Annotated in this window: 30 protein-coding genes; 14 read left to right on the top strand and 16 right to left on the bottom strand. The window is 41.7% G+C overall.

The features are described from left to right. Positions 1-2: 2 nt before the first annotated feature. Genes murA through mlaF form a run of 7 tightly spaced genes read right to left on the bottom strand, consistent with a single transcriptional unit; the run spans position 3 to position 4659 of the window. On the bottom strand, positions 3-1262 hold the full coding sequence (gene murA, locus L1267_RS06670; RefSeq protein WP_135923441.1) for a UDP-N-acetylglucosamine 1-carboxyvinyltransferase: 1260 nt from the start codon (positions 1260-1262) through the stop codon (positions 3-5). A gap of 15 nt (positions 1263-1277) precedes the next feature. Next, a complete protein-coding gene (locus L1267_RS06665; protein WP_065978178.1) occupies positions 1278-1535 on the bottom strand; it encodes a BolA family protein in 258 nt (85 codons plus the stop codon). 5 nt (positions 1536-1540) lie between these two features. Beyond that, a complete protein-coding gene (locus tag L1267_RS06660) occupies positions 1541-1834 on the bottom strand; it encodes an STAS domain-containing protein (RefSeq protein WP_135923440.1) in 294 nt (97 codons plus the stop codon). After that, a complete protein-coding gene (locus L1267_RS06655; protein ID WP_135926229.1) occupies positions 1827-2504 on the bottom strand; it encodes an MlaC/ttg2D family ABC transporter substrate-binding protein in 678 nt (225 codons plus the stop codon). The genes L1267_RS06660 and L1267_RS06655 overlap by 8 nt, the downstream gene beginning before the upstream one ends. A 2-nt stretch (positions 2505-2506) precedes the next feature. Continuing rightward, entirely contained in the window at positions 2507-3055 is a 549-nt protein-coding gene (mlaD, locus tag L1267_RS06650) for an outer membrane lipid asymmetry maintenance protein MlaD (RefSeq protein ID WP_135923439.1), read from the bottom strand. Positions 3056-3068: 13 nt separating this feature from the next. Next, entirely contained in the window at positions 3069-3848 is a 780-nt protein-coding gene (mlaE, locus tag L1267_RS06645; RefSeq protein WP_135923438.1) for a lipid asymmetry maintenance ABC transporter permease subunit MlaE, read from the bottom strand. After that, positions 3841-4659, bottom strand: coding sequence for a phospholipid ABC transporter ATP-binding protein MlaF (mlaF, locus tag L1267_RS06640; protein WP_135926228.1), 819 nt, complete (start codon positions 4657-4659; stop codon positions 3841-3843). Before mlaF ends, mlaE begins: the two co-directional genes overlap by 8 nt. 247 nt (positions 4660-4906) lie before the next feature. On the opposite strand from mlaF, the gene L1267_RS06635 reads away from it, so the two are divergent. The 12 genes from L1267_RS06635 (at position 4907) to mgtE (ending at position 14276) form a co-directional block, all read left to right on the top strand. Continuing rightward, complete coding sequence (locus L1267_RS06635; protein WP_235382421.1) at positions 4907-5878, top strand: calcium/sodium antiporter; 972 nt, start codon at positions 4907-4909, stop codon at positions 5876-5878. Positions 5879-5881: 3 nt separating this feature from the next. Further along, complete coding sequence (locus L1267_RS06630) at positions 5882-6853, top strand: KpsF/GutQ family sugar-phosphate isomerase (protein WP_138558036.1); 972 nt, start codon at positions 5882-5884, stop codon at positions 6851-6853. Between the two features lie 3 nt (positions 6854-6856). Beyond that, positions 6857-7408, top strand: a complete 552-nt coding sequence (kdsC, locus tag L1267_RS06625; protein WP_235382420.1) for a 3-deoxy-manno-octulosonate-8-phosphatase KdsC — start codon at positions 6857-6859, stop codon at positions 7406-7408. Next, positions 7405-7959: an LPS export ABC transporter periplasmic protein LptC gene (lptC, locus tag L1267_RS06620; RefSeq protein ID WP_135923434.1), complete on the top strand. Its 555-nt coding sequence runs from the start codon at positions 7405-7407 to the stop codon at positions 7957-7959. The genes kdsC and lptC overlap by 4 nt, the downstream gene beginning before the upstream one ends. Then, a complete protein-coding gene (lptA, locus tag L1267_RS06615; protein WP_135923433.1) occupies positions 7949-8470 on the top strand; it encodes a lipopolysaccharide transport periplasmic protein LptA in 522 nt (173 codons plus the stop codon). The genes lptC and lptA overlap by 11 nt, the downstream gene beginning before the upstream one ends. Then, entirely contained in the window at positions 8467-9192 is a 726-nt protein-coding gene (gene lptB, locus L1267_RS06610) for an LPS export ABC transporter ATP-binding protein (protein ID WP_135923432.1), read from the top strand. Before lptA ends, lptB begins: the two co-directional genes overlap by 4 nt. 117 nt (positions 9193-9309) lie before the next feature. After that, positions 9310-10806 carry an RNA polymerase factor sigma-54 gene (locus tag L1267_RS06605; protein ID WP_135923431.1) on the top strand — a complete coding sequence of 499 codons (1497 nt, stop codon included), beginning with the start codon at positions 9310-9312 and terminating at the stop codon, positions 10804-10806. A gap of 26 nt (positions 10807-10832) precedes the next feature. Next, on the top strand, positions 10833-11120 hold the full coding sequence (gene hpf / locus L1267_RS06600) for a ribosome hibernation promoting factor (RefSeq protein ID WP_135923430.1): 288 nt from the start codon (positions 10833-10835) through the stop codon (positions 11118-11120). A 3-nt stretch (positions 11121-11123) separates the two neighbouring features. Continuing rightward, positions 11124-11576 carry a PTS IIA-like nitrogen regulatory protein PtsN gene (ptsN, locus tag L1267_RS06595; protein WP_135923429.1) on the top strand — a complete coding sequence of 151 codons (453 nt, stop codon included), beginning with the start codon at positions 11124-11126 and terminating at the stop codon, positions 11574-11576. After that, a complete protein-coding gene (gene rapZ / locus L1267_RS06590; RefSeq protein ID WP_135923428.1) occupies positions 11577-12422 on the top strand; it encodes an RNase adapter RapZ in 846 nt (281 codons plus the stop codon). It begins immediately after the preceding gene. Between the two features lie 11 nt (positions 12423-12433). Then, complete coding sequence (locus L1267_RS06585; RefSeq protein WP_135923427.1) at positions 12434-12706, top strand: HPr family phosphocarrier protein; 273 nt, start codon at positions 12434-12436, stop codon at positions 12704-12706. Between the two features lie 211 nt (positions 12707-12917). Then, entirely contained in the window at positions 12918-14276 is a 1359-nt protein-coding gene (mgtE, locus tag L1267_RS06580) for a magnesium transporter (protein WP_135923426.1), read from the top strand. Positions 14277-14311: 35 nt separating this feature from the next. Here the strand turns inward: mgtE and L1267_RS06575 are convergent, their stop codons facing one another. Further along, a complete protein-coding gene (locus tag L1267_RS06575) occupies positions 14312-16489 on the bottom strand; it encodes a YgiQ family radical SAM protein (RefSeq protein WP_135923425.1) in 2178 nt (725 codons plus the stop codon). A 121-nt stretch (positions 16490-16610) separates the two neighbouring features. Continuing rightward, a complete protein-coding gene (locus tag L1267_RS06570) occupies positions 16611-18806 on the bottom strand; it encodes a bifunctional diguanylate cyclase/phosphodiesterase (RefSeq protein ID WP_235382419.1) in 2196 nt (731 codons plus the stop codon). Between the two features lie 233 nt (positions 18807-19039). Here L1267_RS06570 and L1267_RS06565 point away from each other — a divergent pair, with 233 nt between their 5' ends. Further along, positions 19040-19576 carry an SRPBCC family protein gene (locus L1267_RS06565; RefSeq protein ID WP_135923423.1) on the top strand — a complete coding sequence of 179 codons (537 nt, stop codon included), beginning with the start codon at positions 19040-19042 and terminating at the stop codon, positions 19574-19576. Beyond that, the gene (locus L1267_RS06560; RefSeq protein ID WP_235382418.1) at positions 19545-20444 is read left to right on the top strand and encodes a TIGR03899 family protein; all 900 of its coding nucleotides are present in this window, start codon (positions 19545-19547) and stop codon (positions 20442-20444) included. Before L1267_RS06565 ends, L1267_RS06560 begins: the two co-directional genes overlap by 32 nt. A 19-nt stretch (positions 20445-20463) precedes the next feature. Here the strand turns inward: L1267_RS06560 and L1267_RS06555 are convergent, their stop codons facing one another. The 7 genes from L1267_RS06555 to dusA all read right to left on the bottom strand — a co-directional run bounded on the left by L1267_RS06555 (position 20464) and on the right by dusA (position 25259). After that, positions 20464-21231 (bottom strand): TIGR04219 family outer membrane beta-barrel protein, encoded by a 768-nt coding sequence (locus L1267_RS06555; protein ID WP_135926227.1) that lies wholly within the window; start codon positions 21229-21231, stop codon positions 20464-20466. Between the two features lie 4 nt (positions 21232-21235). Continuing rightward, on the bottom strand, positions 21236-22222 hold the full coding sequence (locus L1267_RS06550; RefSeq protein WP_235382417.1) for a DUF2333 family protein: 987 nt from the start codon (positions 22220-22222) through the stop codon (positions 21236-21238). A gap of 8 nt (positions 22223-22230) precedes the next feature. Then, positions 22231-22737 (bottom strand): copper chaperone PCu(A)C, encoded by a 507-nt coding sequence (locus tag L1267_RS06545; protein ID WP_135923420.1) that lies wholly within the window; start codon positions 22735-22737, stop codon positions 22231-22233. A gap of 80 nt (positions 22738-22817) precedes the next feature. Next, a complete protein-coding gene (locus L1267_RS06540) occupies positions 22818-23144 on the bottom strand; it encodes a hypothetical protein (RefSeq protein ID WP_135923419.1) in 327 nt (108 codons plus the stop codon). 9 nt (positions 23145-23153) lie between these two features. Beyond that, on the bottom strand, positions 23154-23360 hold the full coding sequence (locus tag L1267_RS06535) for a PspC domain-containing protein (protein WP_135923418.1): 207 nt from the start codon (positions 23358-23360) through the stop codon (positions 23154-23156). Between the two features lie 10 nt (positions 23361-23370). Next, positions 23371-24045, bottom strand: a complete 675-nt coding sequence (locus tag L1267_RS06530; protein WP_235382416.1) for a PspA/IM30 family protein — start codon at positions 24043-24045, stop codon at positions 23371-23373. Between the two features lie 236 nt (positions 24046-24281). Further along, positions 24282-25259, bottom strand: a complete 978-nt coding sequence (gene dusA, locus L1267_RS06525; RefSeq protein ID WP_135923416.1) for a tRNA dihydrouridine(20/20a) synthase DusA — start codon at positions 25257-25259, stop codon at positions 24282-24284. Between the last annotated feature and the right edge of the window lie 222 nt (positions 25260-25481).

Genomic DNA, 25481 nt, shown 5'->3' with positions numbered 1-25481 from the left:
TATTAGCTTGAACGGCGCTTAATATTAGCACCCAGCGCACTTAGTTTGTCTTCAATACGCTGATAACCACGGTCAACGTGGTAAATGCGATCAACAACTGTCTCACCTTGCGCCACAATACCAGTTAAAATAAGGCTTGCTGACGCACGTAAATCTGTCGCCATCACTTGCGCGCCCGATAACCTTTCTGTATCACCACAAATTGCTGTATTACCTTCTAAGCGAATATTTGCGCCCATACGCTGTAACTCAGGCACGTGCATAAAACGATTTTCAAAAATCGTTTCAGTGATGGTAGCACTGCCCTTCGCTACCACATTTAAAGCGGTAAATTGCGCTTGCATGTCGGTTGGAAAGCCCGGGTGTGGCATGGTCTTAATGTTAACCGCTTTTAATTCACGACCACGCATATCAAGGTAAATACTGTTATCAGTCACTTCAACCAAAGCATTCGTGGCGCGTAACTTTTCAATCACGGGATCTAGGCTATGGTGATCTGTGTTTTTACACAATACTTCGCCGCCAGCCATTGCCGCAGCTACCAAGAAAGTACCTGTTTCAATGCGGTCTGGAAGAATACTGTACTCACAACCAGATAACGACTCAACACCTTCAATTTCGATGCGGCTTGTACCTGCACCGCTGATTTTAGCGCCCATCGCAATTAAGCAATTCGCAAGATCAGTGATCTCAGGTTCGCGTGCAGCGTTTTCAAGAACTGTTTTACCATCAGCCAGCGTTGCGGCCATGAGTAAGTTTTCTGTTGCGCCAACACTCACCATTTCCATGAAGATTTCGGCGCCTTTTAAACGACCATCAACTTTGGCATTGATATAACCATTTTCAACCTTGATCACTGCGCCCATGCGCTCAAGTCCTTGAATATGAATATCAACCGGGCGGGCACCAATGGCACAACCACCAGGCAGTGAAACTTGTGCTTCACCGAAACGTGCCACTAAAGGCCCCAGAGCAAGCACAGAGGCACGCATTTGTTTTACCAGCTCATACGGAGCTAAAGTTTTATCAACCGTCGCGCCATCAATGATCAGCGTATCTTGCTGCCATTCTACCGTTGCACCAAGCGTTTTAAGTAAAGCTTCGGTGGTGCCGATATCACGTAAGCGAGGTACGTTACTAAAAGTACTTTTACCTTGCCCAAGCAGTGCTGCAAACAAAATAGGAAGTGCGGCGTTTTTAGCGCCAGAAATAGTGACTTCACCTGCCAGCGAGGTGCCACCTTGAATAACAAATTGATCCATGAGGAGGCCCTGAAACTATTGAGGTAAAATAAATTTTTGTTCGCGTTTCCATTCAGTCGGCGTGAACGCTTTGATTGATACAGCGTGGATTGTACCGTCTGAGATTGTTGACATTAACGGAGCATAGACCAATTGTTGTTTCTTAACGCGCGTTAAACCGTCAAAACACTCACCAACAGCAATCACTTCGTAGTGGCTACCGTTTGCTTTAACAATCACTTCGTCTAGCTTTAATTCGTCGCGTAATAACGTTTCGACTTGGCTTGTTTCCATAAATCTCACTCAAATAAGGTTGTGACCTGTCCCAACTGCATCAAGTTTTGCAGTTGCTCAGGAATATTTTGCAATTCAAGGCGAATACCTTGCTGCTTTAATTCTGCGAAAGAGTGAATTAACCAAGCTAAGCCCGCCGTGTCAACCCTAGATACACCAGAAAGGTCAAAATACCACGTTTTGTGTGTAGATTGTGACTTGGTGTTCAGAAGGCGTTCATTGGCGATAGAGTTTCGGGTCAGTTCACCACTGACCCGAAACTGATTATCCTCGAGTTGAGTAATATCAACGTTACTCATCGCCACCTTCACCTCTAAACTGCACTGGTAGTTGGCTCTTTTGCTCAAGTAAGTCACTCACGTGTTCGATACCTTGTTGACGCAAAATGCCTTGTAATTCACTTTGTTTAGCGTCAAGCAGGCTAATACCCTCGGCAATCATGTCGTATGCACGCCAATCACCATCTCGGTCTTCACGTACTTTAAAGTCAATTTTAATATCAGGCTTACCTGGTTCCACAATTTTCGTTTTGACTAGTACCACATCTTGACCTTTAAAAGGCTGGGCTGGGCCAAACTCAACACTTTGGTTTGTATACTGCGTAAACACACCAGCGTATGTAGCAATTAGGTATTTTTGAAACACATCAATGAAGTGTTGCAAATCTTTGATTGCTTTTGCCTTTTCTTCTTTATCTTCGATTGCACGTACTTTTGATACATGGTTACCTAACACACGAAGTGCAGCGTACTTGTAGTCAATGTAAGGCATTAACTCTTCTTCTACGATCACTCTTAGATATTCTTTATCTTTGGCGATTAAAGGCTGATCTTTAGTAATACGTGCAAAGGTATTATCTGATACTTTGCGCACCATTTTGTATGGGTCTTTTAAATCGACCTCAGGCTCTGCAGCGTGTACACCTACCGTAAACACCACGCTTAAAGCGATTAGAAATTTTTTAAATATCATTATTCACTTCCTTGGTTGAACAAGAACTGACCTATCAGCTCTTCTAATACTAATGCTGACTTGGTATCGGTGATGTAATCACCATCAGCAAGCGCTTTACTTTCAACACCAAACAAATCATCTAAAGCAGCATCATCTTGAGCGGCTGTCACTTTTTCACCCATGCAGCGTTGCTCTGCAGAATCGGCAGCAATAACCGGGTTAATACCCAAGTACTGCTCCCCTAAAATACCTGATGTTAAAATAGAGATAGAGGTTGTATCTGAAAACTTACACAAATAGTTTGCGTCAATCGCCATGTTAACTACTGGCACAAACTCTTTTGGATCAATTGAAATTGACTCAACACGCCCCACAACAACTCCGCCGACCTTAATTGGCGCTCGGGCTTTTAACGAACCAATGTTTTCAAACTTGGCATTTAGTTGGTACGTTTCACCGCTACCACTAATGCCGGCATTTGCTACTTTGAATGCAAGCAATGCAAAAGCCGCAATACCTAGGGCTACAAAAAAGCCAACTAAAATTTCTAATTTCCGTGAATTCATCTTTATACCCTAATTAGCTGGTAAACATTACCGCTGTTAAAATAAAGTCAAAACCTAAAACTGCCAGTGATGAGTGTACAACGGTTTCTGTTGTCGCTTTACTTATCCCTTCAGAAGTAGGGATACAGTCATACCCTTTGTAAAGCGCAATCCACGTTACAATCAAGGCAAATACAAAGCTTTTAATCATGCCATTAACAATATCTTGCTGAAACGACACTTGCGCTTGCATGATTGACCAGAAACTACCTGAATCAACACCAAGCCAATCAACGCCAACTAAGTGAGCACCGATAATAGCAACAGCAGAAAATATCAATGCAAGCAATGGCATACTAATAAAGCCAGCCCAAAAACGCGGGGCAATAATGCGTTTTAGTGGGTCAATTGCCATCATCTCTAAGCTAGATAATTGCTCAGTGGCTTTCATCAAACCGATTTCAGCTGTTAGTGCACTGCCCGCGCGACCAGCAAATAATAACGCCGTGACCACAGGCCCTAATTCGCGTAACAAACTTAGTGCCACCAATGGCCCTAAGCTATCTTCAGCACCATAACCGACTAATACGGTATAGCCTTGTAAAGCGAGCACCATACCGATAAACAGGCCCGACACCATAATGATTAAAAGCGATTGTGAGCCGACCATATACAACTGACGGATCAGTAACGGCGTGCCTTTTTTGAAGTTTGGCATATTAACTAATGCGCCAAACAACATTTGCGTAGAGCGACCAAGCGCAGCAAAACGGCCTAACGTCTTGTGACCTAGCTTTTGAAACAGATCAAGCATTCGGTACTCCCAATAATTCATCATCATAAGCAGGAGCAGGATAATGGAATGGTACAGGACCATCCGATAATCCTTTTAAGAACTGCTGAACAAGCTCTGATTGATGATTTTGCATTTGCTCAGGTGAGCCTTCACCAATCACACCTTGATCAGCAATAATGATCACGTGATCTGCAATACTAAGCACTTCGGTTACATCGTGCGTTACAATAAGCGACGATAAACCTAACACCTCATTCAGTGATTTGATCAGCTTAACAAGTACCCCCATCGATATAGGGTCTTGGCCGGCAAAAGGCTCATCATACATAATCAGTTCGGGGTCAAGGGCTATCGAGCGAGCCAAAGCTGCACGGCGTGCCATACCACCTGATAATTCAGACGGCATTAAATCTTGTGCACCACGAAGACCTACAGCTTGTAACTTCATAAGGACTACAAGTCGAATTAAATCTTCACTAAGTTGAGTGTGTTCGCGTAAGGGGAAAGCGATATTGTCAAACACAGACATATCAGTGAATAAAGCACCACTTTGAAAAAGCATACTCATTTTAGTGCGGGCAGCATAAAGCTCCTTGCGAGACATGCTAGGAATACTATTGCCTTCGAACAAAATATCACCAGAATCAGGCTTAAGTTGACCACCTATCAAGCGTAACATGGTGGTTTTACCTATGCCGCTCGGTCCCATGATAGCGGTGATCTTGCCTTTCGGAATGTTAAAACTCATATTTTTATATATGATTCTATCGCCCCGTGAAAAGGTTACATCCTTGATTTCTACTATTGATTGCGACAAGTCGCTCTCCATAACGTTTTTCACTCGTTTTGCCATTTTAAAGTTTTTTTAGTCAAGATGGAAAAAACAATTCGTAAAATTTTGTAATATTTTCTATTCGCCAAATTAAACTCTACGCAGTTGCTCCTTAACCACACCTGAAATCTCATTCCTAAAAAACCGCGCTTTGTGCCTGCCAGCCTATTCTTTTACTTATACTTTCCTGCTCGCTTTTGTTACTATTTGCAGTCATCTGTTTCAGTAATGTTGGCGTATCACAATGGTGACTTCTTTTGTCATTTTAATTATTGGTTTTGCAGCACTTGTTTGGAGTGCCGATCGGTTTGTTTATGGTGCGGCTGCACTCGCAAAAAATATGGGGATCCCAACCCTAATCATAGGTTTAACGGTTGTTGCTATGGGTTCTTCAGCCCCTGAAATGATGGTATCTGCTTCTGCCGCGCTTGCCGGTAAAACTGATACAGCAGTAGGTAATGCTGTTGGCTCAAATATCACCAATATCTTACTTGTACTGGGTGTAACAGCACTACTTCGCCCTCTTTCTGTCTCGTCAATGACCTTAAAACGAGAAATGCCTTTAGTACTACTTGTCTCAATTGCGGCATGGTACGTGTTTTCAGATAACTACTTTTCGTTTGCCGAAGGTATCGCATTAGCTCTTGCCTTTGTTGTCTTCATCGCAGGCTTAGTGATTGTTTCTTTACGCGCTAAAAATCAAGACGATGACCCTTTCGTGAGCGAGGCATGTGAAGATGTTCCCGATAATGTCACTACTAAATCAGCCATCCTATGGCTTGTTATCGGTATGATACTTTTACCTATCAGCTCACATTTTTTAGTCGAATCAGCCGTTGATATTGCTAAATACTTTGGCCTTTCAGACCTTGTAATTGGTTTAACAATTATCGCTATTGGTACCAGTCTACCTGAACTGGCTGCATGTATTGCTGGGGTATTGAAAAACGAAGATGATTTAGCATTGGGTAATATTGTAGGCTCGAACATTTTCAACCTACTCGCTGTTTTACCACTGGCTGGGATCATCAACCCATCGATTATCGACCCATCTGCAGCGAACCGCGATGCCCTTATCATGATTGCAGCTACTTTAGTGCTGATTGCCATGTCATTGAACTTTAAAGGTGCTCGCCGCATCAATAGAGTAGAAGGTGGCTTTTTGTTAGTCGCATTTATTGCATATCAAGGCTATATTTTTAGCCAAATAGGATAATCAATGACCCAGCTAAATTTTATTGCGCAAGGTAAGCGCGTTCTTGAAATTGAAGCGCAAGCTTTACACGAAATAGATCAGTACATCGATGAACATTTCGAGCAAGCTTGTCAGCTAATGTACCAATGCACAGGCCGTATCATCGTTATAGGCATGGGTAAGTCTGGCCACATTGGCAATAAAATAGCTGCCACATTAGCAAGCACTGGTACACCGGCATTTTTCGTTCATCCTGGCGAAGCAAGCCATGGCGACCTAGGGATGATCACTCGAGATGATGTAGTAATGTGCATTTCGAATTCGGGCGAAACCAGTGAAGTGTTAAGCATTATTCCTGTTATTAAACGAATTGGCGCAAAAATGATTTCGCTAACAGGTAACCCTGACTCAACAATGGCAAAGCTCTCTAATGTGCATGTTTGCATTAAAGTTAGCCAAGAGGCATGCCCACTGGGTCTTGCGCCAACGGCAAGCACTACAGCAACCTTGGTTATGGGTGATGCAATGGCTGTTGCTTTACTCGAAACACGTGGCTTTACAGCCGATGACTTTGCATTATCTCATCCCGGAGGCAGCCTAGGTAAGCGCTTGTTGCTTACATTAAACGATGTAATGCACAGTGGTGATGCAACACCAATAGTGCACGAGTCGCAAAGCATTAAAGATGCGCTTATTGAAATGTCTGCTAAAGGGTTAGGTATGACAGCCGTGGTCGCGGAAGACCAAAAACTCTGCGGCTTATTTACGGATGGTGATTTACGTCGTATTTTAGAGCAACGTATTGATATTCATAGTACCGCCATTAGCCAGGTCATGACGCGCTCATGTACTACAGCCAGTGCAGAGATGCTGGCTGCTGAGGCGTTAAATATTATGGAACGCAAACGTATCAACGGCTTGATTGTAATCGATAAAAATAACACACCGATTGGCGCGCTTAATATGCAAGACCTATTAAAAGCAGGAGTTCTGTAAGTAATGACATTCGCCGAGCTATACCAGCCCCTTAGTCCTGATGTAAGTCAGCGTGCTCAAAAAGTTAAGTTACTAATATGTGATATTGATGGCGTTTTTTCTGATGGCCGAATTTATCTTGGAAATCAGGGCGAAGAGCTTAAAGCATTTAATACCAAAGATGGCTTTGGCATAAAAGCACTCATTAATAGTGGCTTTGAAGTTGCCGTTATTACCGGGCGCCATTCACAAATAGTTCAGCAGCGAATGACTAGCCTAACCGTACAGCATATTTATCAAGGCCAAGAAACAAAGCTGATTGCATACCAAGAGTTAAAAGATAAACTTGGCCTAGAAGATGAGCAAATTGCGTACATTGGTGACGATGGCCCTGATTTGCCTGTAATGGAAATAGTAGGCTTTGCGGTAGCAGTCAATGATGCGCACCCATTGATAAAAAAACTGGCTCACTATACGACCATGCTACCGGGTGGCTTTGGCGCTGTACGTGAATTAACAGATTTACTGATGTTAGAAAACGGTAAGCCGTTAACTAGCGATGGAACCAGCGCATGAATATAGCCCGTATTTTACTGAGTATTGTTTTTGTTTGTTGCATGGTGTGGTTGTGGTATCCGTACTTTAACCAAACAACAAACACAATAAATAGTGAAGACGAGATTATTGCAACTCCCGATTATACGGCCGTTGCACTAAAGCAAACCGCTTATGATGAGCAAGGCAAGATTAGCCATAAGGTGGCGGCTGCAAAAATGGAGCTTTATCAGCAACTTGGGTTTACCTTTTTTGAGCAACCTATTTTTACACTTTATGGCGACCAGCAAATTTGGCAAGTAAAAGCTAAAGAAGCCACCTTATATGAAAACGATCAGCTTATTTTTGAAGGCGATGTTGTTGCTAAAAACTTAACCCATAATGGCATGATCGAAGATATTAAAGCTGAAAACATTAACGTTGATATAGAACAAATGACCATGTTTTCGAAGCAACCTGTGACGCTAACAGGACCAAATTTAAAAATTACCGGTAAAGGCCTAAAAGCTAATTTAAAAACCGAGATTGTAGAGCTAACTAACCATACACGAACCATATACTATGACCAATAAACTGAAGAAATTACTCCTGATCCCAAGCTTATTGATTGCCTTTTCAGGCGTAGCTGCCGAGCAGACAGGCGCACAAATTAGCATAAGCTCAGATCGCCAAACTGGTAAGCTAAAAGATGGCGTTGGTATATTTGAAGGCAATGTCGAAATTATACATGGTAACCGCCGGATCACAGCCGAACGCCTTGAAGCCCATGGTGGTGATACAGAAGGTACTGTTGAGTTAATTATCGCCACAGGTAAGCCTGCTTATTTTGAAGAAAAGCAAGCAGATGGCACGGTAATGAGCGCCAGTGCAGAAGAAGTTCGCTACGACGTAGCCAAGCGCTTCTTAACTTTAAATGGCGAAGCCGAAGTGACTCAAGCAGGCCAAAAAGTAACAGCGAAAAGCATTACTTATGATATGGCACAACAACTAATTAGCGCAGAAAAAGACGAAAACTCAACAGACCGTGTACACACAATCTTAGTGCCTGTTGACAACAAACAAGACGATAAAGGCCAACCATGAGCACATTAAAAGCAGAGCTTTTAGCAAAAAGTTATAAAGGCCGCCAAGTTGTCAAAAATGTGGGTCTTGAGGTTGAAGCGGGCAGTATCGTTGGTTTGCTTGGCCCAAATGGCGCAGGCAAAACCACCACTTTCTATATGATTGTTGGCTTAGTACCTAGCGATAAAGGCAAGATCAGCATTGATGATAATGATATTACACTTTTGCCAATGCATAGCCGAGCACGTTTAGGGATTGGTTACCTACCACAAGAGTCATCTATTTTTAGAAAGTTAACGGTTTATCAAAACCTAATGGCTATTTTAGAAACGCGTAAAGATTTAAATAAACAAGGCCGAGAAGAAACACTCAACAACTTACTTGATGAATTTAGTATTCAGCATATTCGTGATAGTCAAGGTATGGCTTTATCTGGGGGCGAGCGTCGTCGCGTAGAAATTGCTAGGGCATTAGCCGCAAATCCTAAATTTATCTTGTTAGATGAGCCTTTTGCTGGTGTTGATCCTATTTCAGTGTTAGATATAAAGAAAATTATTGAACACTTAAAAAATCGTGGTATTGGTGTATTAATCACTGACCATAATGTTAGAGAAACCCTTGATGTTTGTGAAAAAGCCTACATTGTTTCTCATGGGGAGCTAATTGCATCAGGAACACCTGAGCATGTTTTAGCTGACCAAACCGTACGCGATGTGTATCTAGGTGAGCAATTCAGGCTATAACCAATAAGCCACCATCTAGCGCATCTGCTAAACTAAATAACAATGACAATAAATCGATATAAATTTACCTGTGACTGCACAGGTGTCGATAACACATAAAAGGATTGTTAGGGATACATGAGGCAATCATTACAGCTGCGCATGGGCCAGCAACTTACAATGACTCCACAACTGCAACAAGCAATTCGCTTGCTGCAGCTTAGTACATTGGATCTCCAGCAAGAAATTCAAGAAGCACTTGATAGTAACCCTCTGCTTGAAGTGGAAGAAGCAGATTACAACGATGAAAACATTGGTAAGAACGAGCAAAAAGCTGAATCTGATGATACTCAGCTAAGTGCATCGGCCGAAGAAGCGCCGAGTGAGTACGAACAAGAAAGCAGCGATGCCCTTAACAAAGACACCGTTAGTGACGATTTAGCCATGGATGTGACATGGGATGAGTACATGAGTGCTGCCCCATCAACATCATCAGGTCCAATGCCAGAAGATGAGTCAATTTATCAAGGTGCATCGACTGAAACCCTCCATGAATACCTTATGTGGCAATTACAACTCACACCATTTAGCCCAACCGATGAAGCGATCGCTGTCGCCATCGTAGAGGCAATTGATGACTCAGGTATTTTAACTGTTAGCTGCGAAGACATAGTCGAAAGTTTTAATCAAAATAATGATGAAGAAGAAATCGAACTAGATGAAGTCGAAGCGGTCTTAAAGAGAATACAGTTGTTTGATCCAGTAGGGATTGGTGCCCGTAGCTTACAAGAGTGCTTATGTATCCAGCTTCGCCAATTCGATGCGAGTACGCCGTATTTAGCTGAAACTAAAATGGTTTTATCTGAGCATATTGAATTATTAGCAAGTCGCGACTATCGCACTTTGATGAAAAAGACTAAGCTTAAAGAAAGCGAACTAAAAGAAGTAATGACGCTGATCCACAGCTTAAACCCTAAGCCAGCAGACAGCATAGTTCGCGAAGAGTCTGAGTACGTTATACCCGATGTATCGGTTAAAAAAGTTAAAGGTCGTTGGGTCGTTGAACTAAACCCAGATTGTATGCCAAAAATTAGAGTGAATAGCCAATATGCAGCTATGTCACGCTCAGTAAAATCGAGCAGCGATAGCCAGTTTATTCGCTCTCATTTACAAGAAGCTAAATGGTTTATTAAAAGCTTAGAGAGCCGTAACGATACACTTTTAAAAGTGACCAATTGTATCGTACAGCAACAACAAGCATTTTTTGAACATGGCCCAGAAGCCATGAAACCAATGGTGCTGAACGATGTCGCAGAAATGGTCGAAATGCATGAATCGACAATTTCACGTGTTACAACACAAAAATACATGCACACCCCTCGCGGGATTTTTGAGTTGAAATATTTCTTCTCAAGCCATGTCAGCACAGAAAACGGTGGTGAGTGTTCATCAACAGCAATTCGCGCTTTGATCAAAAAGCTTATCGCTGCAGAAAACTCAGCTAAACCATTGAGTGATAGTAAAATTGCAGATATATTGGCTGAGCAAGGAATTAAAGTAGCTAGACGCACAATTGCAAAATATCGAGAGTCTCTAGCGATACCTCCGTCTAATCAGCGTAAGAGTTTGATTTAGACGTTTTACATAGAAGGAAAATGCTTATGCAACTAAATTTAACTGGTCGTCATGTAGAAATCACTGATTCATTAAGAGACTATGTAAACAGCAAGTTTGCAAAACTAGAAAGGCATTTTGACCACATTAATAATGTACATGTCATTCTAGATGTAGAAAAATTAAGCCAAAAAGCAGAAGCAACTTTACATGTAAATGGAGGCGAGCTCTTTGCCTCAACTGCACACCAAGATATGTATGCAGCCATTGACTCGCTAATCGATAAACTAGATCGTCAAGTCATTAAACACAAAGAGAAATTAGCTCGACACTAAATTATGAAACTTAGTTCACTTACTAACCAGGACTGCAGCAAAGCTGCGGTCCTTTTTAATAGCAAAAAAAGAATCCTTGAATATATCAGCGAGCTGGCTCACCAGCAGCTTCCTCATTTATCTCAACAAGACGTCCTTGATGCCTTACTCAATAGAGAAAAATTAGGCAGTACAGGTATTGGTCGTGGCATTGCTATTCCACATGGCCGCATGAGTGGTGCAGAGCAACCACAGGCATTTGTCATAGTGAGTGAATCCCCAATCAATTTTGACGCAATTGATAACCGACCTGTGGATATTTTCGTTGCACTCATCGTACCAGATGGAGACAGCCAACTTCACCTAAAGACCTTATCGACAATTGCTGATAGACTAAAAGATAAGGAGTTTTGTAAACAGTTACGTAGCGCCAAAACAGACCACGAACTGTTTCAGGTCATATCAGCAGAGGCATAAATGGAATTAATTATCATCAGCGGTCGCTCAGGCTCAGGTAAATCGGTCGCTTTACGTGTACTTGAAGACTTGGGTTACTACTGTGTTGATAATATCCCAGTCAACTTATTACCTTCGCTTGTTCGTAGCGTTTCAGACAACTATGACAAAATAGCAGTCAGCATAGATGTGCGTAACTTACCGAAAGAGCAGCAAGAGTTTAATGATATTCTTGAATACCTGCCAGGTTTCGCAAACCCAACACTGTTCTATTTAGACAGTGATGACCAAACTCTGATCAAACGCTTTTCTGAAACGCGACGCTTACATCCTCTATCGATTGACTCGCTGCCACTCGATTTAGCAATTAAGCAAGAAAGAGTATTACTGGATGTACTGATCACGCGCGCTGATTTTATGATTGATACCACCGACCTGAGTGTTCATCAGTTAGCTGAATCTATTCGTGAAAAGATCTTAGGTAAAAAAGATAAAAAGCTGATTATCACCTTTATGTCGTTTGGCTTTAAACATGGTATTCCTAAAGAAGCCGATTACGTATTTGATGCACGTTTTTTACCAAATCCACATTGGGAGCCAGATCTAAAGCCACTCACAGGCTTAGATCAACCAGTAAAAGATTACCTTGCAAGTCATAGCATAGTGCAAAAATTTACATGGCAAATTCAAACATTTGTGCAAACATGGTTACCTCACCTTGAGCGTAACAATCGAAGCTATCTTACTATCGCAATTGGCTGTACTGGCGGGCAACATCGCTCGGTATATTTAGCGCAGACCATTGGTGATAGCTTTTCAAAAACGCATGCGAACGTAAAAATCCGCCATCGCGAGCAAGATATTTAATTGGATGCCAGATGCACGCAGAAGACACGTTTTTAATTCAAAATAAGCTTGGCTTGCACGCACGAGCAGCCACTGTTTTAGCACAACTTGCTTTGCAATTTGATGCTAAAATTATGCTTTATCAAGACGATAAAGAAGCTGAAGGTGATAGTGTTTTAGCCTTAATGTTACTTGAAAGTAGCCAAGGTAAAGAAGTGCGTGTGGTATGTGAAGGCCCAGATGCAGAGGCTGCACTGAACGCAATTGGAGAATTAATTGCACAACGCTTTCATGAACAAGAATAGCGTTTGCTAAGGCTTAACCGTTTAAGTTAAACTTAGTTCAGGTATTTATAATTCTCTTTAAATATCCTACTTTTATATCGTTCACACCTTAAAAATACAAAGCACTTAATAATTTTATCGCAGTGTGAAGATATCCTGCAAATACACCACTTAGCAACTATGCTGTATTTGCAGAATCTGTATTAATCTATTTTCAGTTGTAAGGACGCCAATGCCAGAAGCCTTTGAACAAGACTACCCACTACAACAACTTAAACAAGTGACCAAGTCACTCAATAGTGGACAATTTGTTCAGGTGCGAGGCATGCTCGCTAAAACAGCTCCGTGTGATACCGCTTTATTATTAGAGTCATCTCCCCATAAAATTCGTCGCATGCTATGGCAGTTGGTAGACCCAGATGTGCGTGGTGATGTTTTAGAAGAACTCTCAGAAGACGTACGTTTAGGTATTATTGCTCAGATGGAGCCTGAGCACATTGCTGCTGCAACCGAAGACATGGACGACGATGACTTAGGTGAAGTTCTTCGTAGCCTTCCTGACACCGTTTATCAAGACGTAGTCAGTGCAATGGACTCGCAAGATAGAGAAAGGGCAACGCAGGCACTGTCGTACCAAGAGCGTTCAGCCGGTGCCCTGATGAACAGCGATACGGTAACAATTCGTCCAGATGTTACCTTAGATGTAGTCCTGCGCTATTTACGCTTGCGTGGTGAACTACCAGAAGGTACAGATGACTTATACGTTGTTGATAAACATAACTGCTTTTTAGGCGCGCTCTCGTTAACCACATTACTGACCAACTCATCGGATAAAATTGTTCGTGATTTAATGGATGAAGAGTGTGAGTCAATCCTAATCTCAATGGATGAAAGTGATGTAGCGCAATTGTTCGAGCGTCATAACTGGATTTCAGCCCCTGTTGTTGATGATAACGCTCACTTGCTTGGTCGTATTACCATCGATGATATCGTTGACGTCATCCGTGAAGATGCTGAACACAGCATGTTAAGCCTTGCTGGTCTTGACGACGAAGAAGATACCTTTGCGCCAGTACTCAAAAGTTCGCAGCGTCGCTCTATTTGGCTGGGAGTTAACTTATTAACCGCATTGCTAGCAGCAATTGTGGCAAGCTTTTTTGAAAACACCTTAGCAATCTTGCCTATTTTGGCGGTACTAAATGGTATCGTACCTTCAATGGGTGGTGTTGCAGGTAGCCAAACATTAACACTGGTTATTCGTGGTATAGCGGTTGGCCATATCAACCAAACAAACCAACGCTTCTTATTACTTAAGGAACTGGCGATAGGCGCACTGAATGGTGTTATTTGGTCGATATTGATTGCTGGTGTGGTTGCCCTATGGCAATGGGACTTTAAGCTCGGTGCGGTCTTAGCGTTTGCGATGTTTATGAATCTTGTTGCCGCTGGTATCGCGGGTGCGAGTATTCCGTTAATTCTTAAGAAAATGAAAATTGACCCAGCCCTAGCAGGCAGTGTGGTACTGACAACCGTCACCGATATTGTTGGTATTTTTGCCTTTTTAGGCACCGCAACCTGGTTATTGATCTAATATAAAAACGGCCCTTTAAGGGCCATTTATATCTTTTACTTTGCGCGCTGCTTATTTTTACCTACTCTAGGTTTGGTATTGGCCTTTTTAAATTGGCTAAAACCAGTGTGGCGTGTAAGTGCCGCACGGCCTTTACCACCTTTACTGTTTGCCGCTTTTTCGTTGCGACTCTCTTCAGGCACCAAACAGTTTGGCCCTTTACCGATTAGATTCGCTTTGCCCATTTTTCTAAGAGCTTCGCGGATCATCGGCCAGCCAGCAGGATCATGATAACGTAAAATAGCTTTATGCAAGCGACGCTGACGTGCCCCTTTTGGCACAGGCACTTGTTCAGTATTGTTTTTAATATTACGTAACGAGTTCATCTCGGTATGATAAATTGTCGTTGCATTGGCCATTGGCGACGGGTAAAAATTTTGTACCTGATCAAGCTTAAAGTCATTGGCCTTTAACCATAGCGCCATGTTAACCATGTCTTCGTCTTTCGTTCCTGGATGTGCAGAAATAAAATACGGGATCAAATACTGTTTCTTACCGGCTTCTTTTGAGTATTTATCAAATAGCTCTTTAAACTTATCGTAAGCACCCATACCCGGCTTCATCATCTTAGATAGTGGGCCATCCTCGGTATGCTCAGGGGCAATTTTTAAGTACCCGCCTACGTGATGAGTAACCAGCTCTTTTACATAGCGTGGATCTTCCACTGCTAAGTCATAGCGTACGCCTGACGCAATTAAGATTTTCTTCACGCCTTTCACATCACGGGCTTTTTTATAAAGCTCAATCGTTGGGGTGTGATCGGTGTCCATATGCTTACAGATATCAGGATAAACACATGATAAACGTCGGCACGTGCTCTCGGCCTTTTTGCTCTTACAGCGCAATTTATACATATTCGCTGTTGGGCCACCTAAGTCAGAAATTACCCCTGTGAAGCCCGGTACTTTGTCACGAATTTGCTCAATTTCATCAATAATTGATTGCTCTGAACGGCTTTGAATAATGCGTCCTTCATGTTCTGTAATCGAACAGAAAGAACAACCACCAAAGCACCCGCGCATAATATTCACCGAGGTTTTAATCATTTCATAGGCAGGAATTTTTTCATCGCCATAGCTTGGGTGCGGAATACGCTGATATGGCAAACCAAATACGCCATCCATTTCTTCAGTTTCAAGCGGAAATGCAGGCGGGTTCACCCAAATCGAACGGTCGCCATGGCGTTGAAACAAGGCACGTGCACAACCTGGGTTTGTTTCTTGGTGCAAAATACGCGACGCATGGGCATAAAGCGGTTTATTTACACTCACTTGCTCATACGCTGGTAACTTAACGTAGGTCTTTTCCCATGGCTTAGGACGCGCAGGCTGAATAGTGATTGGCTTGGCAGCCTCTGCGCTTAAATCAATACCCGCTTGTTTAAACTCAGACTTACTACAACCGACATCATCTGCACCATACGGGTTTGGAATTGGATCAATCTTACCGATTTTATCGATAGCCGTAGAGTCACTGCCACGCCAGCCCGGCAAAGGCTCTTTTCGAATAACCGCGGTACCACGAATATCTTGAATGGTATCAACCGACTCACCACCAGCAATTCGGTGCGCAACTTCAACAAGCGGACGCTCGGCATTACCGTAAATTAGAATGTCAGCTTTGGCATCAAACAAAACACTTCGGCGTACTTTTTCTTGCCAGTAATCATAGTGCGCAATACGACGTAAACTCGCCTCAATACCACCAATAATTAACGGCACATCTTTATAAGCTTCACGACAGCGTTGACTATACACAACCACAGCACGATCAGGACGTTTACCACCTATGTTACCCGGCGTGTATGCATCATCATGGCGCATACGCTTTTCAGCAGTATAGCGGTTGATCATCGAGTCCATATTGCCCGCAGTCACACCAAAAAATAAGTTAGGCTTACCTAACGCCATAAAGGCATCTTTTGAGTTCCAATCAGGCTGAGCAATAATACCAACGCGAAACCCCTGCGACTCAAGCATTCGGCCAATTACAGCCATACCAAAACTTGGGTGATCAACATAGGCATCGCCACTGACGATAATCACATCGCAACTATCCCAGCCTAATGCATCCATCTCTGCACGGGTGGTTGGTAAAAATGGCGCCGTGCCATAGCATTCAGCCCAATACTTAGGGTAAGAAAACAGGCCTCGCTCGGCTTTTAATGCGCTCATAAAGTGTACTCTGCTAACAAAAGGGGCGAATTATACCCCACTCTTATGGATTATTATAGAAAACAAAACGCCCTTCACATTGAAGGGCGCTGCAAGTAACTAGGGTCAAGAGCTAAGCTAATTAATGTTTGGCTTGTAAATATGTGATTAGCTCGTTCTCAGGCATAGGCTTAGCGTACATAAATCCTTGTACTTCATCACAACCAAGCTCAAGTAAATAATCGGCTTGTGCTTGTGTTTCAACACCCTCTGCAATTGTTTTTAGACCTAATCTTGCACCCAAAGAAATAATTAACGCAGCGATAGCCTCACACCCCTTACCTGGTAGGTCTTTTATAAATGCTCTGTCGATTTTGAGTCTATCTAACGGCAGTTTTTGCAAATAACTCAACGATGAGAAGCCTGTACCAAAGTCATCAATCGCAATTTCAATGCCAAATCCTTTTAACTCCTCAAGAGTGGTAATAACATTGCTCAGCTCATCCATTACCACACTTTCGGTTACTTCAAGCTCTATAAACTGTGGCTTAACTTCATATTTTATTAGAGTGTCTTTAACCTGCTGCGCATAACCTTTCACTTTAAACTGTGGCACTGAAACGTTTACAGCAACACTAATGTTAAAGCCAAGCTGTTCAAGACGCTTTTGTTGTAAACATGCTTGTTCTAGTACCCATTGCCCTATTTCAACAATTAAACCTGCATCTTCAGCCAAGGGAACAAATATAGCTGGGGAAATATATTGGCCATTCCCTGACGGCCAACGTAGCAATGCTTCACAGCCAATGATCTCTAATGTATTCAAATCTAGTTGCGGCTGGAACCACACTTCAAGTTTACGTTGTTCAAAGTCTTGACGAAGCTGCCTAATAATCCCTAAGCGCCATGCCATCTGCTCTTCCATTTCTGGAGTATACGTGACGACCATTTCAGAGGAATTCTTTTTAGCTTGGTTCAAAGCTATATATGCCAATTTTAGTGTTTCAATACCCGCTTTCTGAAAGTCACCTTGAAGGCACAAGCCAATCTTAAAATTGATAGGTAAAATATGTTCGCCAGCAGTAAAAGGTAAACTAAGATGTTCGCGTAACTGCTCAAGGTCATAACGCTGTTTTGGTAATATCAAACCAAACACATCAGCACCTATTCGAGAAAGTAGCTCGGCTTTTGGATACTCTTGTTGCAGCCTTTCAACAATAGCATTTAAAAGCAAATTACCAATTTCTTGCCCTAAACCATTATTGATATCAGAGAAATGGGCAACATCAATCAATAAAAAAACATAGTCTGTTTTACCGGGCTGATAAAAGCGCTCTACTTTGTTGATAAAATCATTACGATTAGGAAGACCTGTTAAAATATCTTTATACGCTGCATCACATAAACGGTTAAACAAGCGCACATTATCAAGACCAACACTTACATTGGTTAAAAAGATCTCGGCAAATTGTAACTGCGACGGGCTTGGCGTTTGATTAGTTTCTAAGTAAATCGCGGCTTGGCGATTTTTACTTTTTAGTAGATAGGTACTGTCAAGCTCAGTATGTTGATGCTCACCTTGTGCTAAGCAGTTTTTCACTTGTAAAATGATACGACCATTATCAAGCTGCTCAATTCGCTGACCAATTACATCGTTGTATTCAGCGCCACCGCCCAAAACAAAAACCCGATCGTCATCTTCAATCGAACCACACAGTAAGCCGTGAGGCTCACAATCTAAAATAAACGAAAGCTGCTTTAATACAGCCATGGTAAAAGCTTTGATATAGGTAAAGCCTAAAATAGCCTTCGAGGCGAGTAGAATATTGTTTAATGCGCGGCTTTGAAATTCGAGCTGGCAAACTTGTTCATAAGAACGGATAGCTGTTACCAGTGAAGTAATCAATTTACTACGAGTCAGCTCAGTTTTAGTTTTGTAATCATTAATATCGTACTCGCGGATTACTTTTTCTTCAGGGGCATACCCAGGCTGACCAGTACGAAGAATAATACGAATATTATGATTTTTTAGGCATTCCCTGACCTGCTTCACAACTTGTAAGCCAGCATCATCTGACTCCATCACAACATCAAGTAAAATAACAGAAATAGAATGGTCTTTTTTAAGTAATTCGAGCGCTTCTGCACCAGAGTAGGCATGATGGAATCGCAAGCCTTTATCCCAAAACTCAACCCCAGATAAAGCTAGCTTAGTGACAGAATGTATTTCAGGATCATCATCGACTATTAATACATCCCAAAAATCAGATACAGTTTCTTCGAGAAGCTGCTCATCATCTTGGTCGTTAAATAAAAAGTCATTACTGTCTGATGTCATTAATAATTCCTTAAAGTGAACACCGTAAAACTGTATCGATGGTGACTCTCCACTTTACAACGATGCATAAAAATTCTATCACTTATTCGACTGTGGTACATTAGTGATAACATATACAGTCGTATCAAAAAGATTATAGCCTAAGATACGTATAATGTTATGAAAGATATAAAACTATTGCCTGAGGTGAGATTATTAAATTATTCTTTGTGAGTTTAAAAGCATTATTTGTTATGACACTCATCGCGCTTGTGGTGGGTTTAATGCTTTCTCAACAATACACTGTTGATAAGTCGATAAGAATATCAGCAAGCGCCGAAGAAATCGCAGGTTTGGTTAGTGATTTTAACCAATGGCCTGAGTGGCAACCTTGGCAAGCAGTTGACCCAAGTATTGAATTTATAATTGCAGAGCCAAGCCAAGGTGTTGGCGCTCATCAGTTTTGGCAAAGTCGCTTTGGCAAAGGCGAGATGACCATTACCCAACTAAATAAAAATGCAATGATGTTTAATATTTTGTTTAACCAAGAACACATTGCAAAAGGCGAGATACGTTTTTCAAATGCCGCTGATGGCGTTGAGGTTAGATGCACATTACAAGGTGAAGTCAACACTCCTATTATTGGCGGCTACCTCGCTTTATTAAGCCAATATATACTTAATAACTCGGTTAAGTTGGCTTTGAACAATATAAAAACCTATGCGCAGTTAGCAACAACAGAAAAGGCAATTGCTACCGATGACAGTCAAAGCGGCTCAAGCGAGAATTAATCTTGCTAACATAATCGAAAACCAGCTTGGATACCCTATCCATAAAACATCGTCTGTAAAAATCAATCAAACAAACGATGAACAATACTCGCCGCAAGGACAACAACAGCTACCCTACCAAGTAAAAGCTGAAGCAACATTACTCGACAGAGCCCATACACGCCAAGAAATCCAATTAATAAAGCGCCAAGAAAATATCGAAACCATTATGGCAATGGCGATGGCGTTTTGCCCCGATGTAACTGGCCAACAACGACCGGATTTCGATTGGATAGAGCGCTTTATTAGCTTATGCGAAGATACTGCAAATACTGCAATGCAAAAACTGTGGGCAAAAATATTGGCAGGTGAAACTGTTGCTCCAGGTACATTTTCAATCAAAAGCTTACAAACGCTTAAATTTATGACTCAGCGTGAAGCCGATGCATTACAGCGCTGCACCTCGCTGTGTGGATTTAACGAAAAAGACCACAGTCACTTAATTCTCTTGGGCTTTTACAAAAAGCCGTCGCTTTTTGATTTATTAAGAAAAGGCAATAAAGTGTCATTTAACTTGGGCAAAACCCCGGTTAGTTTTCCTGACATTTTGACTTTAATGGATATTAACTTGTTGTATCGAAAAGAAATTGAATCAGCAGTATTAAAAGCAGGACAAGAGTTAGCCCTTAGTTTTATGAATCAGCGCCTTGTATTAAAAGCTAAAAGTAATGATTTGGTGCTTAGTTACTATAAGTTTACTCAAACCGGTGATGAGCTTAAAAAACTCATTAGTACACCGATAAATAAAGCTTATAAAAATATTTTATCAACATCCTTAGAAGATGAGTTTGACGTTAGCTGGCATGCTTTAAAACAGCCTGCCAGCTAATAATAGATTCACCATCTATTTAGAAGTGAATTTGAATACCTGCAAATGGCCCAGAAGCATCAATATCTGTGTAGATATCATCGATATCATCAAGCTCTAGCGTCATTGAACGATAGCCCGCTTTAATATCCATATCAATAGCAAGGTTATCAAGTAACGCATAAGCAATACCGGCTTGATAATCTTGAACCTTACTATCATCAATAGCCAGTAAGCTACCTTCAAAGAAAACACTCAAGCCAGTTAATGGTAAGCCAACTTCAGCACGGCCATACACTAATGGTACAAAGCCTGAAAAATCAACACGCTCAGTAGTGCTTGGTCCACCGTTTTGCGATGTACCCGTTACCGTAATCTCACCATCAAACTGTTTAGCATTGACACCTAAATCGATAGACACTAAATCGTTATCAAAAATCTCATAGTAAAGAATATAATCAACATGTGACAAATCACTTACCGTACCAACGGTTGTACCTACCACATAGTTAGAATCGCCAAAGCTAAAGCTTTCATCAAGCATGGTTGAACCGTTTAATTCAAGCTCTGTGTACTTAAGTTTAATATTTGGTACAAGTGGTACTGGGTGCTCTAGTGCTGCGTAGTAGCTCGTAAACGTCTCATCATCAAATTTGAAGCTTTGTAGATTACCGTCTTGGGCAAAACTACCGCTGTTATCAGATTGCCAGCCATCAACACCAAGATATAAACCTAATAATGTGTCAGCTTGCGCTGTCGGAGCTAAACAGGCCATCGATAAAGCGGCCGCTAAACAGTACTTTTTCATCATTTTATCCTTGCGCTAAAAGTTCGCTAAGTTCAATTAGAGCCGCATTGGCTCGAGAAATATAATTCGCCATTACTAATGAATGATTGGCTACAAAGCCAAAACCACTACCATTTAATATCATTGGACTCCACACGGTTTCTTGTGTGGCCTCTAATTCACGAATAATCTGTTGCAGGCTAACACGCGCATTTTTCTTTTCTAAGACATCGGCAAAATCATATTCAACTGCCTGTAAAAAATGCAGCAACGCCCATGTTGCACCACGAGACTCATAAAACACATCATCAATTTGCCACCACGATGTTTTTACCTGATTCTGTAAAGGCGTATAGGTTGCTTGATGGGCTGCGGTATCACCGGCTAGATCTGTGTTTAAGCGTTCTTGGCCGACACTGGCACTTAAGCGTTGGCTTAAACTGCCTAGGCGTTTTTCAGCCTCTTTTAACCAACCACGTAGATTATCTGCACGGGCATAAAACTGGCTATCGCGGTCATTTTGATCCGCAATTTGAGTTCGATATACAATCAGTGAATCAATGCCTTTTTGATATTCAGCCTCAGCACTTGGCCATGCCCATGCTACTGAACTTATATTAAATTGCGGCTGTGCTTTTTTTAGAGCCTCATGTTCGGTCGACTGTGATTGCGAACGACTAAAGTCTTTACGCATCGACAATACCAGGTCTCGAGTCATCTCAAGCGCCCCGTATTCCCATGCCGGCATATTATCCATCATCACACTTGGTGGCATAATATCATTTGATAAATAGCCACCCGGTTTATTTAACAATGTACTTGCAACATTAATGAGTGTTGACGTGGTTGTGTAACCAGTGACAAACTTTTCACCCCGTTGTTGGGCTTCTTGTTTTGCCTTGTTTACAACATCCATGCGATCTGGTTCACTACTCCAGTAAACCGCAATTGCATAGAAAATAATTAAAATGATAAGTAATGCGCTGGCTATTTTTCCTTTATGCTCAGACATGGTACCTCCTAGTGGTGTGAGTGTTGTTCACTCTTATTTGCAGCCTGTTCAGACATTTCTTGTAAAGACACAACCTTAGCTTGAGTAAAAACTCGGTTGCCGTTTTTAAAATATAGCGTGAGTTTACGCTCTTGCCCTGCTTTTAGTTCATCCTCTGGTTCAAAAACCATTAAATGATAACCGCCAGGTTTAAATTCCACCTGACTATGAGCGCTAATTTCCAGTGAAAGAACCTGTTGCATTTTCATCATGCCATCAACATGAGTATGCTGATGAATCTCAACGCGGCCTAAACCATCCAGTTCGGCTTTGGTAAGCACTGTGGCGTGATCGCTTGGATTGGTAATAGTAAGATAAGCAACTGTCGCTTTACTAGCGGGTAAGAATTCTCGAACTTGGGCGTCACTCACGGTAACTTCTGCAACCTCGCTGTGCTCATGACCGCTATGGGCAGATGTAAACGTACTAAATAATAAACTTGCAGTAAAAAAAGACAGTGCGGGTAACAACTTCATTATGTTTTAATCCTTGTTAAGACATCTACTTACCCGCTAAATTTAGCATACTTTGGCTATTAAGGCAGTTTATTCACAGCTTAAGCCACTGATTTTTTGTTATCGGCAACCAGCCAACACAACGCGGCGATTAACAATAACGGCCATGCAATTACAACTGAGCCAAATAAAAACGCAAGCACTACGCCAATCACAGCAACAACACCTGCGCCAATTAAGCCAATAGTAAATAAAGCAACCCCAGCCACAACAGCAATTACTGCGATGATAGCACCAAGCACTTCAAGCCCAGCCCAGCTCATATCCGCAATTGACAAAGGCAACTGCCATGTATCAAACGATACAAACGAAATTGTATCTGTGCACAGTAATAACATTGCTAAGATGATGATAGCTAACGTTTTCATAAAAGACTCCTAGTAACCTTTAACTGGTAAAGTGCAATGAGCCACTAAATAACCCAAGCCTATTAACAACGGCATTTGAATAAGTAGTATGATCATGACTAAACGTGTAGACCATACCGGAAAGCCTAATCGTGCAGCTAAGCCACTACACACACCAGAGATCTTCTTGTTACTTAGATCTCGGTACCAACGTGTTGATGTATGATATGTATTCATCACTAAACTCCTAAGCAGATTGCTTCATACTTGCTTTTAAATCAGCAAGTTCTTTATCAATCGCGTCATTTTTCTCAAGCGCTGCAATTTGTGCTGCTGTTGAATTTGCCGCATCACTTTGCGTAAGTTCATACGCTTCAACCTGCGATTCAATATTTTCAACGCGTTGCTCTAAGTAGTCAAAACGCGCTAATGCATCTTCAACTTTACTGCTATGCAGCTGCTCTTTTACTTTTAAACGTGCTGTAACAACGCGCTCTTTTTGCATATAAGTCAGTTGCTTTGCTTTTGCATCTGCAAGCTTATTTTGTAAACGCTGACAATCTTCAGTGAGCTTTGCTAGTGACTCAGCCACTTTATTCATTTCAGCTTGTTGCGCTTCGATTTCTGTAGTTAAACGCTGTTTTTCAACTAATGCTGCTTTGGCAAGATCGTCACGATCTTTACTCAGTGCTTTTTCTGCCTTCGCTTGCCAGTCAGCTTTTTTTGCTTGTTTAGCGGCAATTTCACGCTTTATTTGCTTTTCTTGCGTTAGAAACGTGGCTGCAGTTGCACGACACTCACTCAATGCATCCTGCATTTCTTGCACAAGTAAGTTCAGTAGCTTTTCAGGATCTTCTGCTTTGTCTAATGCAGCTGAAAGGTTTGCCTGAATAATGTCATTTACGCGATTTAAAACACCCATGTGACTCTCCTGTTGATTATTGGGTTAATACATCAAGGAGATTCCAATTCTTGTGCCAACTACCACAAAAATAAAAATAACTATTTAAATACAATAAGTTGAGATTTAAAAATCAAGAATTAGACTGACTGGTGACTGAATGAAAAATAACTAATTTGACTAAAAAATTAACTTTTTCACCAAATTTTAGGATCAAAAAAAGCCACAAAATGTGGCTTTTTTAATGAGGGATATGATTAGGCTTCTGGGACAAAACTTAAGGCTTTATCCATAACAGATAAATCAGCCGCTTTACCATGTCCCTTTTCTGAAAGGTGACGTCTGAAACCACGCGCGCCAGGTTGGCCTTGGAAAATCCCCAACATGTGGCGAGCAATATGCCAAAAGTTAGCACCTTTGCTCATTTCATCTTCGATATAGTCATACATAGAGCGCACAACCTGATGACGAGTAAGCGTAAAGGCTTCATCACCATAAATGTTTTCATCAACCTCAGACAAAATAAACGGATTACTATACGCTTCACGACCAATCATAATGCCATCAACATACTCAAGGTGAGCCACACTATCAGCAATGGTTTTCACGCCACCATTTAAACTTAAGTGAAGTTGCGGATAATCTTTTTTCAGCTGATAAACACGCGGGTAATCAAGTGGTGGGATCTCACGATTTTCTTTTGGGCTTAAACCATTTAACCATGCTTTACGGGCATGGATAATAAAGTCATCACAACCAACATCATGACTTGCTTCAATTAAGGCACATAAAAACTCATACGAGTCTTGCTCATCAATACCAATGCGCGTTTTAACTGTAACAGGAATAGTCACTTCGGCCTTCATTGCTGCAACACAGTCAGCAACCAGCTTCGGCTCTGCCATTAAACAAGCACCAAAACGACCATTTTGCACACGGTCTGAAGGACAACCAACATTAAGGTTAACCTCATCATAGCCACGCTCTGCCGCTAACTTTGCACACTTAGCCAACGCTTCTGGATCTGAGCCACCAAGCTGCAATGCCACAGGCCCTTCATGCTGGTTAAAATGAAGGTAGTCGCCTTTACCAAATAAAATAGCCCCTGTTGTCACCATCTCAGTGTAAAGCACAGCATGCTTAGTCATTTTACGGTGAAAAGTTCGACAGTGACGATCTGTCCAATCTAACATGGGTGCCACGGAAAAACGGCGGTTTAATGTCGTTGTGCTCATAACATGGCCCCTATAAAGATCAATACGTTTACTTGCAACTTGATTACCTAAATACGATTAACGCTCAGTACAGCGATGACGCAATTTTAAGAGATGCATCATGCCCTGACAAAATTTTCGATATTATATCACTAATGCTCAATCGCAACATGACATAATCAAAGATGGGGAAGAAAAGAATAAAAGAAGTGGACTACACACTCACTTCTTACAAAATGGTGG

The organism is Pseudoalteromonas sp. OFAV1, assembly GCF_021532595.1.
In the GTDB taxonomy this organism is placed as follows: Bacteria; Pseudomonadota; Gammaproteobacteria; order Enterobacterales; family Alteromonadaceae; genus Pseudoalteromonas; species Pseudoalteromonas lipolytica_C.
The sequence above is the reverse complement of the archived record's forward strand: the minus strand, read 5'-3'. Positions and strand labels throughout refer to the sequence as shown.